This is a genomic window from Yoonia sp. KMU-150 (genome assembly GCF_056858355.1).
The window spans coordinates 2,158,512-2,174,094 of record NZ_JBXEQF010000001.1 but is presented as its reverse complement, the minus strand read 5'-3'; the positions used below and the strand labels follow the sequence as shown (position 1 = coordinate 2,174,094).

General features: G+C 64.4%; 14 protein-coding genes. 8 read left to right on the top strand and 6 right to left on the bottom strand.

The window, feature by feature from the left end; genetic code table 11:
* Positions 1-100 precede the first annotated feature (100 nt).
* The 3 genes from AC04PH_RS10700 to AC04PH_RS10690 all read left to right on the top strand — a co-directional run bounded on the left by AC04PH_RS10700 (position 101) and on the right by AC04PH_RS10690 (position 3,349).
* The gene (locus AC04PH_RS10700) at positions 101-1,294 is read left to right on the top strand and encodes a helix-turn-helix domain-containing protein (RefSeq protein ID WP_483065729.1); all 1,194 of its coding nucleotides are present in this window, start codon (positions 101-103) and stop codon (positions 1,292-1,294) included.
* A gap of 86 nt (positions 1,295-1,380) precedes the next feature.
* A complete protein-coding gene (ispG, locus tag AC04PH_RS10695; protein ID WP_483065728.1) occupies positions 1,381-2,511 on the top strand; it encodes a flavodoxin-dependent (E)-4-hydroxy-3-methylbut-2-enyl-diphosphate synthase in 1,131 nt (376 codons plus the stop codon).
* Positions 2,512-2,605: 94 nt separating this feature from the next.
* On the top strand, positions 2,606-3,349 hold the full coding sequence (locus tag AC04PH_RS10690; RefSeq protein WP_483065727.1) for an ArsR/SmtB family transcription factor: 744 nt from the start codon (positions 2,606-2,608) through the stop codon (positions 3,347-3,349).
* Between the two features lie 143 nt (positions 3,350-3,492).
* On the opposite strand, the gene AC04PH_RS10685 is transcribed toward AC04PH_RS10690, so the two are convergent.
* Entirely contained in the window at positions 3,493-4,263 is a 771-nt protein-coding gene (locus AC04PH_RS10685; RefSeq protein ID WP_483065726.1) for an MBL fold metallo-hydrolase, read from the bottom strand.
* Positions 4,264-4,329: 66 nt separating this feature from the next.
* Positions 4,330-5,070, bottom strand: a complete 741-nt coding sequence (locus tag AC04PH_RS10680) for a DsbA family protein (protein WP_483065725.1) — start codon at positions 5,068-5,070, stop codon at positions 4,330-4,332.
* 114 nt (positions 5,071-5,184) lie between these two features.
* Between AC04PH_RS10680 and AC04PH_RS10675 the strand changes: the two genes are divergently transcribed.
* From AC04PH_RS10675 to AC04PH_RS10655, 5 genes are all read left to right on the top strand, one after another.
* Positions 5,185-6,330, top strand: coding sequence for a pyridoxal phosphate-dependent aminotransferase (locus tag AC04PH_RS10675; RefSeq protein WP_483065724.1), 1,146 nt, complete (start codon positions 5,185-5,187; stop codon positions 6,328-6,330).
* A complete protein-coding gene (locus tag AC04PH_RS10670; RefSeq protein WP_483066186.1) occupies positions 6,330-7,535 on the top strand; it encodes an N-acetylmuramoyl-L-alanine amidase in 1,206 nt (401 codons plus the stop codon). Before AC04PH_RS10675 ends, AC04PH_RS10670 begins: the two co-directional genes overlap by 1 nt.
* Positions 7,536-7,669: 134 nt before the next feature.
* Positions 7,670-10,186: a penicillin-binding protein 1A gene (locus AC04PH_RS10665; protein ID WP_483065723.1), complete on the top strand. Its 2,517-nt coding sequence runs from the start codon at positions 7,670-7,672 to the stop codon at positions 10,184-10,186.
* A 78-nt stretch (positions 10,187-10,264) separates the two neighbouring features.
* Positions 10,265-11,392 (top strand): peptide chain release factor 2, encoded by a 1,128-nt coding sequence (prfB, locus tag AC04PH_RS10660; RefSeq protein ID WP_483065722.1) that lies wholly within the window; start codon positions 10,265-10,267, stop codon positions 11,390-11,392.
* A gap of 5 nt (positions 11,393-11,397) precedes the next feature.
* Positions 11,398-12,207 (top strand): hypothetical protein, encoded by an 810-nt coding sequence (locus AC04PH_RS10655; protein ID WP_483065721.1) that lies wholly within the window; start codon positions 11,398-11,400, stop codon positions 12,205-12,207.
* An 89-nt stretch (positions 12,208-12,296) separates the two neighbouring features.
* Here AC04PH_RS10655 and AC04PH_RS10650 read toward each other — a convergent pair whose 3' ends face one another.
* The 4 genes from AC04PH_RS10650 to AC04PH_RS10635 all read right to left on the bottom strand — a co-directional run bounded on the left by AC04PH_RS10650 (position 12,297) and on the right by AC04PH_RS10635 (position 15,572).
* Positions 12,297-12,803, bottom strand: coding sequence for a bactofilin family protein (locus tag AC04PH_RS10650; protein ID WP_483065720.1), 507 nt, complete (start codon positions 12,801-12,803; stop codon positions 12,297-12,299).
* A complete protein-coding gene (locus AC04PH_RS10645) occupies positions 12,793-14,100 on the bottom strand; it encodes a DUF5930 domain-containing protein (RefSeq protein ID WP_483065719.1) in 1,308 nt (435 codons plus the stop codon). Before AC04PH_RS10645 ends, AC04PH_RS10650 begins: the two co-directional genes overlap by 11 nt.
* Before the next feature lie 180 nt (positions 14,101-14,280).
* Positions 14,281-15,075 carry a ferritin-like domain-containing protein gene (locus tag AC04PH_RS10640; RefSeq protein WP_483066185.1) on the bottom strand — a complete coding sequence of 265 codons (795 nt, stop codon included), beginning with the start codon at positions 15,073-15,075 and terminating at the stop codon, positions 14,281-14,283.
* A gap of 29 nt (positions 15,076-15,104) precedes the next feature.
* Complete coding sequence (locus AC04PH_RS10635; protein WP_483065718.1) at positions 15,105-15,572, bottom strand: peroxiredoxin; 468 nt, start codon at positions 15,570-15,572, stop codon at positions 15,105-15,107.
* Positions 15,573-15,583: the final 11 nt, after the last annotated feature.

Below are 15,583 nucleotides of genomic sequence, written 5' to 3'. Positions count from 1 at the left end.
GTGCAAACGCATTTGTGATATGTTAGCGGTAGAAAAGAAGATTTAGCGCGTTCGAATCAAAAGACGCTAGATTTTGGGGCACTAGGCAACGGGACGGCCAATGATCGTAAAAGGCTTCAGACGTGCAAAAGCACCTGAGGAGGCGGAAACTGCTGGTTTCGACGCCTTCGAACTGCGTTTGGGCGATCTGATGCGCGGTGAGCGTGCGACCATGGGCAAAAGCCTGCTGGACGTGCAGCGCGAGCTGAAGATCAAGGCGGCCTATATCGCGGCCATCGAAAACTCCGACCCCACCGCCTTCGACACTCCCGGTTTCATCGCGGGCTACGTGCGCTCCTACGCCCGCTACCTGAACATGGACCCGGACTGGGCGTTCGACACATTCTGCCGTGAAAGCGGTTTCGCCACCGCGCATGGCATGTCCGCCGCCGCCTCTGCGGCGAAACCCGCCCGGGTGGATACCAGCCCGATCGGCGGCAAGGACATCTTTGCAGGCTCCGCCACACCTTTCATCCCCGCAGGCGACAGCATGTTCGGGCGCGTCGAACCCGGCGCGGTCGGCTCTCTTCTGGTGCTGGTCGCGTTGATCGGCGGGTTGGGATACGGCGGCTGGTCGGTGCTGCAGGAAGTGCAGCGCGTGCAGTTCGCGCCGGTGGAACAGACCCCCACGGTCGTCTCCGACATCGACCCGCTGGCCGGTGCCAGTGCGGTGCAGACCGAGGAAAGCGATCTGGCCAGCTTTACCGCACCTTCGGCAGAGGCGCTGGACCGGCTTTACCGTCCGCAGGCGCTCGACGTGCCGGTGCTGGTATCGCGCGACGGCCCCATCGCCAGCCTGAACCCCGGCACCTTCGGCGCGGTCGTGCCAGAAACGACGTTGACAGAGGCGCTGGCCGCCGTCGATCCGGCGATTGCCGTCGATCCGAACGCCCCCGCCATTCAGGTTCTCGAAGGCCCGGTGCCAGAGGTGCAGCTTGTCGCCGCCAGTGCGGCCTGGGTGCGCGTGCGCGCCGCCGACGGAACGGTGATCTACGAAGGTATCATGGACGAGGGCGACACATTCGCACTGCCCGCGACCGAGGAACCGCCGACCCTGCGCGTGGGCGAAAGCGGCGGCATCTTCTTTTCGGTGAACGGCCAGATGCACGGGCCCGCCGGACCACGCGGATCCGTCACGTCGAACCTGGAACTCTCCGCCGCGAACCTGAGCACGAATTTCCCCGCCGCCAACCCGTTCGGCGATGCGGAACCTGCCGTGCCGACCAACGTCGCGGAAATCACCGCCAACCCCTGATTCTGCAGCGCTTGCGGCAATACCGCCCGTTGCCCCCGCCCGCGCGGGTGCATAGGTAGGGTGCGAGACAGCGATAGGTGAACTCCATGTCCCTCAATCACATCCGTCCGTGGCGCAATATCTACCGCCGCGAAAGCCGCAAGATCATGGTCGGCAACGTGCCGGTCGGTGGAGACGCGCCGATTTCCGTGCAGACGATGACCAACACGCTGACCACGGACGTGGCGGCCACCATCGCGCAGATCAACGCGGCGGCGGAGGCGGGGGCCGACATCGTACGCGTCTCCGTGCCGGACGAGGCATCGTCAAAGGCGCTCAAGCAGATCGTGCCGGAAGTCGCCGTGCCTTTGGTCGCCGACATTCACTTCCACTACAAACGCGGGATCGAGGCGGCAGAGGCGGGGGCGGCTTGCCTGCGCATCAACCCAGGCAACATCGGTGACGAAAAGCGCGTGCGCGAAGTCATCAAGGCCGCGCGCGACAACAATTGCTCGATCCGTATCGGCGTGAATGCCGGCTCGCTCGAACGGCACCTGCTGGAAAAATACGGCGAGCCCACGCCCGACGCGATGGTCGAAAGCGGGCTGGACCACATCAAGATTCTGCAGGACAACGATTTCCACGAATTCAAGATTTCCTGCAAGGCGTCCGACGTCTTCATGGCCGCCGCCGCCTATCAGAAACTGGCAGAGGCGATGGATGCGCCGATCCACCTTGGCATCACCGAAGCCGGGGGCCTGATCTCCGGCACCGTGAAATCGGCCATCGGCATGGGCAACCTGTTGTGGATGGGCATCGGCGACACGATCCGCGTGTCGCTCTCCGCCGATCCGGTGGAAGAGGTGAAGATGGGCTTCGAGATACTCAAATCCCTCGGCCTGCGCCACCGGGGCGTCAACATCATCTCCTGCCCCTCCTGCGCGCGGCAGGGCTTTGACGTGATCAAGACGGTGGAAATCCTCGAAAAACGGCTGGAGCACATCAAGACGCCGATGTCGCTCTCGATCATCGGCTGCGTCGTCAACGGCCCCGGCGAGGCGTTGATGACCGACGTGGGCTTCACCGGCGGCGGTGCCGGGTCCGGCATGGTCTATCTGGCCGGCAAGCAAAGCCACAAGCTCGGCAACGACGCGATGGTGGAGCATATCGTGGAACAGGTCGAGAAGCGCGCCGCAGAGATCGAGGCGGGGGCCGTAAAGGCGGCGGAGCAGGGGTGAATGACCGCTGTGCGGACTTTGCTGCCATACGCTCAACGGCGGCTTTCAATCTCGGCAGGTTGACATGCAACAATAATGTTGCATATTGGTTCTCATGGAGAAGGTGTTCAAAGCGCTTGCCGACTTGAACCGACGCGATCTTCTGGACCGGCTATACCGAGAGGATGGTCAAACGCTCGGCCAACTCTGCGCGCAACAGGGTATGTCCCGCCAAGCAGTCAGTCGGCATCTGGCTCTGCTGGAGGAAGCCGGTCTGGTCGTCGCGCAATGGAGAGGTCGCGAGAAGCTGCATTTCCTGAACACCATTCCACTTGGAGAAATCAGCGAACGCTGGATCGAGAAGTTCGAGCGGCCGCGCATCGACGCCCTCAGGGCGCTGAAGAGAGGATTGGAAGACCCCATGACTGACAAGACGTTCATCTACTCGCTGTTTATCGAATCCTCGCCAGAAAAGGTCTTTGAGGCGCTGACCTCGCCCAAATTCTCGGAGAGTTATTGGGCCGGGCGGCGCATCACTAGCGACTGGAGGGTCGGCAGCGAGCTAAAGGTTTTGGTCGGCGAGGGCGACGAGTTCGAGTTGAGCGGTGAAGTTCTCCGCCACGACCCGCCTGAGGCGTTGTCCTACACTTGGAAACACGCGGCAGACCCGACCGGATCGGTTTCGACCGTGACATTCGAGCTTTCGGAAATGGGCGGCTCAACAAAACTGACCGTAACCCACGAGCCGCTTCCCGAAGAGGATATGGCACGTCAGGGCTGGGTCGCGATCCTTTCGAGTCTCAAGAGCTATCTTGAAACTGGCGAGCCTGCCAAGGTCACGAACCTCTGGCGGCGCTGACTTAGGGAAACCGGACCTTCGCTGCGCGCCGACCAATGAGCACGTTGGGCTCAGACCAGACAGTCACTGCAAGGCAGCATCTGGCAACAGAATAAAGCCGGGCAGCTTTGCCCGGCTTTTGCATGTTTGCATGCGGTATGCGGCTAGCCATACCACCCGCCCATCTTCACCGCGATGCCGTCCGCCAGCAACTCGGCAAACTCCTCTGGGTCCTGCGTGCCGTTGTCGCGGCCGCGGTAGTGGTAGGGATAGACCGCCTTGGGCGCGAATGCGTTGACCGCATCGGCGGCAGCACTTGCATCCATCGTGAACGGCAGGTTCATGCAGACGAACGCCAGATCAATGTCCTCCAGCGCGCGCATTTCCGGCACGTCCTCAGTATCGCCCGAGATGTAGATGCGCATCCCGTCGACCGTCACGACATAGCCGTTGTCGCGGCCCACGGGGTGGAAATTCATCCGACCCTCGGTCAGGTTATGTGCCGGGATCGCGCGGATTTCGGCGTTGTTGTAAAGCGCGGATTCGCCGTTGGCGAGTTGCGAGGCATTGGCCTGCATCGCCTCTGGCAGCATCCCGAAAACGGCGGGGTTGGTGATCAGCTGCGTGTCTTCCGCGACGATCGCATCGAGCAGCGCCTGATCGTAATGGTCGCCGTGCTCATGCGTGATCAGCACCAGATCGGGGGCGGGCAGATCAGCGTAATCAGACTGCGCGCCCACCGGATCGACCCAGACCGTGCCTTCCGGCGTGGTCATCACGAACGAGGCATGGCTGACGGGATAGATCGCCACCTCGCCGCTGGCTGTCTGAAAGGTGTCGGCGGCGTGCCCATCGGCGCGCGCGGCGAAAGGCAGGACGGTCATGGCACCCGCCATGGCGGATGTCCGGACGATGAATTGACGACGGTTGTGCATGGAAAAAGCCTCCGGCTGAAAAAATGTCTTCAGTCAGAAGTTAGCCCGCGGCGGCGGTTTGTCGACCTATCCGGCCTCGGCGCGCAGTTGTGCGACGATGGCTTCCATCTGCGGCAGCGGCACGTAACCGCGCACCATCTGGTCCTCGAACACGAAGGACGGCGTGCCGGAAATCTGCAACTGCTGCCCCAGCGCGCGGTTTTCCGCGATCACGGCGCTGACCTCCGGCCCTGCCATCATGTCAGTGAGGGCGGCGTGGTCGAGGCCGAAAGCCTCCGACATCCGCGCCAGCGCAACCTCTGAAATATCGCCCTGAAACTCGATCAGCGTATCATGCACGGTCTTGTAGGTCTCGTCGCCTGCCATCTGCTGCACCGCGATGGCGTAGCGCGACGCAAGGTCGGACTGCGCGCCAAGGATCGGGAATTCCTTGATGATATAGCGGATGTTAGGGTCGGCGGCGATCAGCGCGGTCACTTCGGGATGCGCGCGTTTGCAATAGCCGCAGCGGTAATCCATGAACTCGACGATCGTGATATCGCCGTCCGGGTTGCCGCCGACGAAGGAATGATCGTCGTTGAACAAGGCGTCGGCATTGTTCGACACCATGGCGATATCGGCCTGTGCGGCCTCTGTCGCCTGGCGCTGTTCCAGCACGCCGATGGCCTCCATCAGCACCTCGGGGTTTTCCAGCAGGTAGGCGCGGACCTCGGCCCGGAACGCGGCACGCTCGGCGTCGGTCATTTCCTGTGCTGCGGCAGGGGCAGCCAGTGCGGCGCAAAGGGCGAGGGACAGGCGGAATGTCATGGGCATGGCTTCTTTTGCTTGGGCGTCGGGCGGGGGCCGCCGACCGGGGCTATCGTGGATTGCACCCCGCGCCGGGGCAGGGCAAAACGTTGCCGACTGTATAGGGGAGACGGGATGCAAAGCTCAACCCGTGGGGATGTCGATCCCTTCATCGTGATGGACGTGATGGAGGCCGCCCGCAAGGCAGAGGCCGCGGGACGCCACGTGATCCATATGGAGGTCGGCCAGCCCGGCACCGGCGCGCCGCGCGCCGCCGTGGCCCGGTTGCAGGACGATCTGGCGATGCCGCTCGGCTACACCGTGGGACTGGGCCTGCCGGAGCTGCGCGCGCGGATCGCACAGCACTATGCCGACTGGTATGGCGTGACGCTGGACCCTTCGCGCGTCGTGATCACCTCGGGCGCGTCGGGCGCGTTCCTGCTGGCGTTCAGCGCGCTGTTCGACAACGGCCAGCGCGTCGGGCTGGGCACGCCCTGCTACCCGTCCTACCGGCAAATCCTCAAGGCGGTGGGGCTGACGCCGGTGGATATGCCCACGACCCTCGCCGCCCGCTTCCAGCTGGTGCCGGACGACGTGGCGGCACACGATCTCGACGGCCTGATCGTCGCATCACCGGCCAACCCGACCGGCACGATGCTGACCCAGCACGAGATCGCCGCATTGGCACAGGCCTGTGCGGCGCGAGGCACGGCGCTGATCTCGGACGAAATCTACCACGGCATCGGCTATGACAGGCGGGCGGTGTCGGCGCTGGAAGTGACCGACGACGTCTATGTCGTGAACAGTTTCTCCAAGTATTTCTCCATGACCGGCTGGCGTGTCGGCTGGATGGTGGTGCCACAAGACCACGTCCGCCGGGTGGAGCGGTTGGCGCAAAATATGTTCATCTGCCCGCCGCACGCCTCGCAACGGCTGGCGCTCTACGCGATGGACGCAGGCTCGGAGCTTGACGACAACCTCGCCATTTATACTGCCAACCGCGATATGATGACGGCGGGGCTGCAGGCTGCGGGCTTCACCCGCTTCGCGCCGCCGGATGGCGCGTTTTATGTCTATGTCGACGTGTCCGAATACACCGACGACAGCCTGAGCTTTGCCACGGAACTGCTTGATAACGCTGATATCGCCGTGACCCCCGGGCTGGACTTCGACCCAGTGCAGGGCCACCGCTGGCTGCGTTTCTCCTATGCGCGCGGCACCGCCGACATTGCCGAAGGAATGCGCCGCCTGCGGGCCTACATGGCGGGGCGCGGGGCGTGATGCGCTGGCTGGCGCTCTGGCTCTGCCTGCTGGCCCCGGCGGCATGGGCGCAGGATTTCAGCGGGCTGGCGCGGGTCGATATGGCGCAAAGCCAGATCCGCGATGCAGGCGGTGGGCTGGCGATTGACCTGCATCTATCGCAGACGATCCCCTACCGCGTCTTCACGCTGGACGAACCGCGCCGTCTGGTCGTCGATTTCCGTGAGGTGGACTGGACCGGCGTGGACCGCGCGGCGCTCGATAATGCCGATGCCGCGACGGAGGTGCGATTTGGCACGCTCCGCCCCGGCTGGTCGCGGCTGGTGGTCGCGCTCGCCGATCCGCTGGCGCTGGACACGGCGGGCATGACGGTAGATGCACAGTCCGGGCAGGCGCATCTGGCGATCATGATGATACCGGCCGACGCCGAAAGTTTCGCCGCCCGTGCGGGTGCACCCGACGACGCGGGCTGGGGCAGGCTCACCGACGCGCGTCCGGACTTACCCGCCCCGGCGGACGACGACGGACCGTTGACCGTGGTGATCGACCCCGGCCATGGTGGCATCGACCCCGGTGCCACCCGCGGCGACGTGCTGGAGGCGGACCTGATGCTGGCCCTGGCGCGCGAAGTGGCAGAGGCCCTGACCCGCGCGGGATACCGCACCGTGCTGACCCGTGAGCAGGATATCTTCGTCCCGCTGGAAGCACGCATGACGCTGGCCCGCAGCGTGGGTGCCGACCTGCTGATCTCGCTCCATGCCGACGCGTTGGAGGAGGACGCGGCGCGCGGTGCGTCGGTCTATACGCTCAGCGACGATGCCAGCGACCGCGCGTCGCAGCGTATGGCCGAAAGGCACGAACGCGGCGACCTGCTCGCCGGGCTGGACTTGACCGGGCAGGACGACAGGATCGCGACCGTGCTGATGGACCTCGCCCGGACGGAAACCGGCCCCCGCGGGTTGCGGTTCGCCGATGCGCTGGTGCGCGGGCTGGACGAGGCGGGCGTGCCGCTCAACTCCCGCCCCCGGCGCGAGGCCCCGCTGGCGGTGCTGAACGCCGCCGATTTCCCGTCGGTGCTGGTCGAGGTCGGATTTCTGTCGGACGCCGGTGACCGCGCCCGCCTGCAGACGGCGGATGGTCGCCGCCGCATCGCACAGGGCATCGTGGCAGCCGTCGGTCGCTGGGCCGTGGACGAGGCCGCGCGCGCGCCGCTGATCCGGCAGTGAAACGCGTGATGTCCTTCACCATTCCGTGACGATTTTATTGGCATTTTCCGGCTGACGCGGCGCTTTGCGCTTTTGACCATTCGGGCGGGTGGGCGTATAAGCCCCCCAATCCGTGAAAAAGGAATATCAGGCCCGTGCTGCGTTTCATCATGTCTTTCTTCGGCGGCATCTTTTCGATGCTGACGCTAGGCGTCGCCATGGGCGCGCTGGCGCTGGGTGCGGTGTTCTATATGTATGGCCGTGACTTGCCGTCCTACGAGGTGCTGTCGCAATACACCCCCAAGACGATCAGCCGGATCTACTCCGGCGAAGGGCAGATCATCGACGAATTCGCCACCGAACGCCGCCTGTTCACACCGGCCGAGGAAATTCCCGATCTGGTGAAACACGCCTTCATCTCTGCCGAAGACAAGAATTTCTATACCCACAACGGGTTCGATGCGCGCGGTATGGCGGCGGCCTTCATCGACGCCGTGCAGTCGCGCGGCGAGGATATTCGCGGTGCCTCCACCATCACCCAGCAGGTGATGAAGAACTTCCTGCTCGACGGGTCACGCTCTGCCGAACGCAAGATCAAGGAGATCATCCTGGCCGTGCGCATCGAGGGGTCTATGCCGAAGGAGCGTATCCTCGAACTTTACCTGAACGAGATTTTTCTGGGTCAGAACAGTTTCGGCGTCACCGCCGCCGCACTGACCTATTTCAACAAGCCGCTGTCGGAACTGACAGCGGGAGAGGCGGCCTATCTCGCCTCGCTGCCCAAGTCGCCGTCGAACCGCCACCCGGTCCGCAACCGCGACACCGCGATCTTCTGGCGCAACAACACCCTGCGCGAGATGTTCGAGAACGGATATATCGACCAGGCCACCTATGACGCCGAACGCGAAGCGCCGCTGTTGTCGGTGCAGGGCGGCGACTACGACAGCTTCCGCTCCGAATTGCCGCCGCGCGATTACTTCACCGATGAAATCCGCCGCCAGCTGAGCCAGAACTTCGGCGAGGAGGAATTCTTTTCCGGTGGTCTGGCGATCCGCGCCACGGTGGACGAGGACCTGCAGGTCACCGCCGCCCATGCGCTGCAACGCGCGTTGGAAAACTTCGATCGCGGGCAGGGGCGCTGGCGCGGCACCGGCAATGCGATCCCGGTCGAGGAACTGGCGAGCGAAGAACAGTGGCGCGCCGCGTTGCGGTCGGTCGACGTGCCGCGCGACATCACGTTGGAAAACCCGTGGTTCCCTGCGGTCGTGCTGTCGGTGGGCGAGAACGAGATGGACGTCGGCATCGAGGGCGTGGCCGAAACCGACGCCGAACCCACGATCATCCCGCGCCGCGACATCGAATGGATGCGCGGCAACTTCGCCGATAATTTCGCCGCCGGCGATGTGGTCCTCGTGCGTCGCATGACGCAGGACAGCGACGGGGCTTTCATCCGCTGGACTCTGCGGCAGGTGCCGGAAGTGCAGGGTGCCTTCATGGCGATGGACGTGAACACCGGCCGCGTGCTGGCGATGCAGGGCGGTTTTTCCTATCAACATTCGGTCTTCAACCGCGCCACCCAGGCGCAACGGCAGCCCGGTTCGGCCTTCAAGCCTTTCGTCTATGCGGCCGCATTGGATTCAGGCTATTCGCCCGCCACCATCGTCGTCGACGCCCCGATCGAGATCAACACGCCGCAGGGCGTCTGGCGGCCCGAGAACGCCTCGCGCCAGTTCTATGGCCCCACGCCGCTGCGCACCGGTATCGAACAGTCGCGGAACCTGATGACCATTCGCCTGGCGCAGGAAATCGGCATCGACACCGTGGCCCGCTATGCCGAACGCTTCGGCGTGTACGAGAACATGAACCGGGTGCTTGCCGCCTCGCTCGGGTCGGACGAGACCACGCTGTTCAAGATCGTCGCCGCCTACGCGATGTTCGCCAACGGGGGCGAGCGGGTGGAGCCTACGCTGGTCGACCGGGTGCAGGACCGCTATGGCGCGACCGTTTATCGCCATGACCAGCGCAACTGCGTAAATTGCGAGGATATGACGCTGGCGTCGGGCGAGGCCCCGCGCATCGTCACCAACCGCGAACGAGTGATGAACGAGATCACCGCCTACCAGCTGACCTCGATGATGCAGGGGGTCGTACAACGCGGCACCGCGCGCCGTGCGGTCAACCAGTCTGTGCCCATCGCGGGCAAGACCGGCACCACCAACGACAGCAAGGACGTGTGGTTCGTGGGCTTTTCCAGCAATATCGTTGCAGGCTGCTACATCGGCTATGATACGCCGCGCACCATGGCGGGCGCCTCCGGCGGCGGCACCTGCGCGCCCGTGTTCGATACCTTCATGTCGGAGGCCGTGCGCCGGTTCGGCGGCGGGGCCTTCAACACCCCCGAAGACTGCCAGTTCATCAAGATCGACCGGTTCAGCGGTGCGCGTCTGCCTGACGGGGCCAGCGGCGACAACGTGATCGCGGAATGCTTCCGCCCCGGAGAGGAGCCCGTGTTCGGCATCACCTTCGACGGCGGTTTTGCGATGGCGGGCGATCTGCCGCTGTTCGAAGAGGTCGCGCGCCAGACCCGGCAGGTCCAGACCTCGACCGGCGGCACGGCCACCGTCGGGCCAAACGCGTCCTTCGGGTCGCTGTCGTCCGGCGGGCTTTACTGACCTCTGCCTTGCCCGCGCCGGGTGCGCGGGCTACACCACCCCAAAACCAAGCCAAGAGCCGTCAGAGGGCCAATCGCCATGCGCGCAGAAACACAGAACGACGTCGATGCGATCCGCAAATCGCTGACCCTGCTGGCGCAGCGGATGGACTATGACACCGCGGCGCACCGGTTGGAGGAATTCAACGCCCGGGTGGAGGACCCGACGCTGTGGGACGATCCCGCAAATGCCCAGAAACTGATGCGCGAGCGGCAGATGCTGGTCGACGCGATGGCCAGCTACGAGACGATCAAACAGGACCTGCAGGACAACATCGACCTGATCGAACTGGGCGAGATGGAGGACGACGCAGAGGTCGTGGCCGAGGCGGAGGCGGCGCTCAAAAAGCTGGAGGACCTCGCCGCCAAGAAGGAGCTTGAGGCGCTGCTGAACGGAGAGGCCGACGGCAACGACACCTTCCTGGAAATCAACGCGGGCGCCGGCGGCACCGAAAGCTGCGACTGGGCCAACATGCTGGCGCGGATGTATGTCCGCTGGGCGGAAAAGAAGGGCTACAAGGTCGAACTGCAGGCCGAACAGCCGGGCGACGAGGCCGGCATCAAATCCGCGACCTACAAGATCATGGGGCAGAACGCCTATGGCTGGCTGAAATCGGAAAGCGGCGTGCACCGGCTGGTACGTATCTCGCCATTCGACAGCGCCGCGAAACGGCACACGTCCTTCACCTCGGTCAAAGTCTATCCCGTCGTCGACGACAATATCGAGATCGAGGTGAACCCTTCCGACATCCGCATCGACACCTACCGGTCGTCAGGGGCGGGCGGGCAGCACGTGAACACCACGGACTCCGCGGTGCGGATCACCCACCACCCCACTGGCATCGTGGTGACAAGCTCTGAAAAATCACAGCACCAGAATCGCGACATAGCCATGAAGGCGCTGAAATCGCGGCTCTACCAGATCGAGCTCGATAAGCGGTCGGCGCTAGTGAACGAGGCGCACGAGAACGCGGGCGATGCAGGCTGGGGCAACCAGATACGGTCCTACGTGCTGCAACCCTACCAGATGGTGAAGGACCTGCGCACGCGCTACGAGACCTCCGACACGCAGGGCGTGCTGGACGGTGACCTCGACGGGCTGATGGCTGCGACGCTTGCGATGGACGTGTCGGGCATGAGCCGCGCCGACGCCACGGCAGAGGACTAGCCGCGATGCGGTGGGCGTTGATCGCCGCGGCCGCGTTGTTGCCACAAGCGTCGCTGGCCGACGATGCCGATCTGCTGGATTTCTTCGGCGGCCACGGCTGCGCCATCGGTCCGGACAGCATCGCTGCGGCTCAGGAGGCGGGGTTCGAGTCCGACCGACTGACCGCTTTTGCCACCACGATGCGTGCGGCACCCGACGCCGATGTGCAGCGCGACTGGATCGTCATCGGCGCTGACCTCTGCACGATCCGTCTGCCTGATCTGTCATCCCGTCTGGCGCCGGACGATCCGCTTGTCGACGCGGCGATCCTGCCGCCGTTTGAAGATGTCGACGGCATCATCCCCGGCTGTTTTCTGGATCGTCACCGGCTTCAGTCTGACCTGATGCTGGCCCGCGGCTGGTCCATGGACGACGCCTATGACGAGATCAACGCCATGCTGGCGATCGGGCTGATCGACGGCACGGTCACCTTCTACAGTGACGACCCGCTGATGACGCCACCCGGATATCAATTGATGACCGGTGACTGTGGCAAGCTGGACGATTTCGACGCGATCCGCCGTAGCAATCAGCTCCTGCAAGACACATTCGGTGATTTCATCCGTGCGACGACCCCTGCCGTGCCCTGTGCGGAGGGAGAGACCAGTTTCGTATTCGACTGGCGTGACCGACTGGAAGCCATCGCGCCGGGACGCAACACGAACGCGTGGTATCCCGTCGAGGTGCTGACGATCACGCTGGCGGCGGGGTGGTATGACGGGGCAAGTGCGACAGAGCGCGGCACGCCGCGCCCGCCACTGTGTCGCTACGACTGACCGATTTCCGCCCCAAAAGACCGGCCAAAGAAAAAGGGGTGCCGCGATCATGATCGCGGCACCCCTCGTCGTTCAGTCTGTCGACCGTCCTAGCCCTGCTTGGGCGCGGTCTCAGGCATCTTCTTGGGGGCGGCACCGCTCGACAGCGGATCGTCCTGCCGCTGCACGGAGCCTTCGAAATGCGCGCCGCTCTCGATGGCGATGGTCTTGTGGATGATGTCACCCTCGACACGCGCGGTCGACGTCAGGCGCACCTTGAGGCCGCGCACGCGGCCCACGACACGGCCGTTCACGACCACATCGTCGGCCATGACTTCGCCTTTGACGGTGGCGCCTTCGCCGACGGTCAGCAGGTGGGCGCGGATGTCGCCGTCGACCTGACCCTCGATCTGGATGTCGCCGGTGGTCTTGAGGTTGCCGGTGATATGCAGGTCAGCCGACAGCGCCGATGCGGGCGGTTTCGCCTTGGGCGGTGCCGCTTTGTAGTCGGCCGATGCGGGCGCAGGTGACGGCTTGGCCGCAGCATTCGCGTCGGGTTTCGCCGCAGTATCGCCGGGCTTCTGGCCAGGCTCGTTGATTTTGCTCTTAGAAAACATCTTGTCCAGCTCTTATATAGATCATGGGATTGACAGGGGTGCCACCGACACGGACTTCATAGTGAAGATGCGACCCGGTCGACCGTCCGGAATTCCCCATATCACCGATCCGCTCTCCGCGCGAGACCCTTTGTCCCACGGAAACGCGCATCGCGGAAAGGTGCGCATAGCGTGTCTCGATTCCGAACTCGTGCTGGATCTTGATCAGACGGCCATAGCCCGAAGACCAGCCGGCGTGGGTGACGACCCCGTCGGCGGTGGAATAGATCGGTGTGCCGATGGGGGCCGCGAAATCGGTGCCCGCATGCAGGCGGCCCCAGCGCTGGCCAAACCCGGAGGTAAAGCGGAACGCAGCCTTCACGGGTGTGTCGAAGGGCGCGCGTTCGGCAGCGATGCGATAGAGGTTGATCCGGTCCATCGCGGACAGGATGTTGTTGGCGCGGGCGGCGTCCGGGTCCGGCGCGCCGCCACGGGTAGAGAACTGCAGCGGCGTCAGCGGGCCGCCCTGGCCGGAATAGCCGCGGCGCACCTGTGCCAGCAGGTTGTCGGGGTTCATGCCGGCGGCGCGGAACATATCGTCCAGCGGCTCGACCGACACCAGCATCGCCTCTTCCAGCTGGCGGAAAATCTCGTCGTTCTTTTCCTGCAACAGGCGCAGTTCCAGCTCGGTTTCGGCGGCATGGTCGAGTGCAAAGCGCGCGTCGGAGGCGATGGAATCGCGCTCGGCCGCGGTTTCGGCCAGTGCTGTCGCCAGCAGGTCGACCGTGCTTTCGGCATCGGCGGACAGGCTCGATGCGGCGGTGCCGTTGGGGTCCTCGGCGAGCGCTGCCAGTTCCCCGCGCGCGGTTTCGCGCTCTTTCATCGTGTTGCGCAGGGTGGCCTGCACGACTTCCAGACCGGTCTCAAGCTCGCGGCGCTGGTCTTCGGACCGCAGCAGTTCGGACTGCATGATCGAAATCTGTTGAAGCGCGGACGAAAACCGCTCCTGCGCGGCCATCGCCTCGTCGGCGCGGGCGTCGCGCTCCTCGGACAGGGCGTTCAGCCGTGTTTCATAAACCTGCTGGTCACGCTCGGCCTGGGCGCGAAAATTGCCCGACCCGATGCTGTCCATCAGCAGAACCGCCGTCGCGATGATCGTCCAGGCGACGACAGCCGTGGCCCCGGCCCAAGCGACCAGTTGCGTTTCGGATTTCAGACGGATGAAACGGGTTTCCGTATCGGAGCGGAGAAACAAACGTTTCTCGGGGAAAAACCGTTCCAGAAATGCATGAAGCCGCGTGATGAGTGGTGAGCGCACGTGTTGTCCCCTGTCCCGTTTCCCTGCGGCAGGTTCCCACACCTTTTCGATGCCGCTGGCGGTGGTGTTAGAGGACGTGCGGCATTGCGGCAACAACTTTGATGAATTTTTCTTGGACCGTGGCGGGTTAACGCAATTTTGGGCGGGATTCTGCCGACCGATTCCCTTGCGATGGTGGCGCTAACGGTTCTGCGCGGCCAGCGGCCAGTAGAAATCGGGTGGAATACCTGCTTCGGCGCGTTTTTCCTCGTTGAAGGGCGGACGCAGCTGGCTGTGGAAATAGCGCCGGACGAGGGCGTGGAACGTCGGTGTCGGGTCCAGCCCGTCGCGTCCGCACAGCCAGTGAAACCACTTCGATCCATAGGCCACGTGATGCACTTCGTCGGCATAGATCACGTCGAGCGCTGCCACCGCGTCATGCGCCTTGGCCTGTTTGAACAGCTTGATCATGCCCGGCGTCACGTCCAGCCCGCGCGCCTCCAGCACCATCGGCACCACGGCCAGCCGCCCCATCAGATCGCCGGTGGTGTCGGAGGCCGCGCGCCACATCCCGGCATGCGCGGGCAGCGCGCCGTAATGGCTGCCCGCCGCTTCAAGACAGTCGCACATCAGGTTGAAATGCTTGGATTCCTCATCCGCGGCCTTCACCCAGTCATCGTAGAATCCGATGGGAAAAACCGTATCCGTAAAGCGCGCGATCAGGTCCCAGTGCAGATCGACGGCGTTGAGTTCGATATGCGCGACGGCGTGCAGCATCGCGATGCGCCCCTCCGGCGTGCCGGGCTTGCGCAGGGGCACGTCACGCGGCTCCAGCAGGGCAGGCTTTTCGGGGCGCGCTGGCATGTCCGGCGGCGCGGCCGTGCCAATCTCCGGCACTTCGCCTGCCGCGCGCGCGGCCTGCCAGGCGGCGGCATGGCTGCGCGACAGGCGCGTCTTTTCCTGCCCGTCCGCCGTGCGCAGCACCTCGCAGGCCATCTCGGCCAGCGGTTTCAGCGCCGCATCGCTCACAGCGCGCGCGCCGCCTCCAGCACCTCCTCCACATGGCCCGGCACCTTCACCTTGCGCCAGACCTGCGCGATGGTGCCCGCCGCGTCGATCAGAAAGGTCGCCCGCTCGATTCCCATCGACTTTTTGCCATACATATTCTTCTCGACCCAAGTGCCGTAGCGTTCGCAGACGTCGCCATCGGCGTCCGACAGCAGCGGAATGCCCAGCTCGTATTTCGCGCGGAACTTGCCGTGCTTGGCCACGGTATCCTTGGAAATCCCCCAGACGACCGTATCGGCAGCGGCGAAATCATCCGCCGCCTCGGTAAAGCCGATCGCCTCCTTGGTGCAGCCTGGGGTGTCGTCGCGCGGGTAGAAATAGATCACGACCTTCTTGCCGCGCATCGTGGCCAGATCGGCAATATCCCCGGTATCGGTCGGCAGGGCGATGGCGGGGGCGGTCTCTCCGGCAACAGGTGCGGTCATTCGGGTGTCCT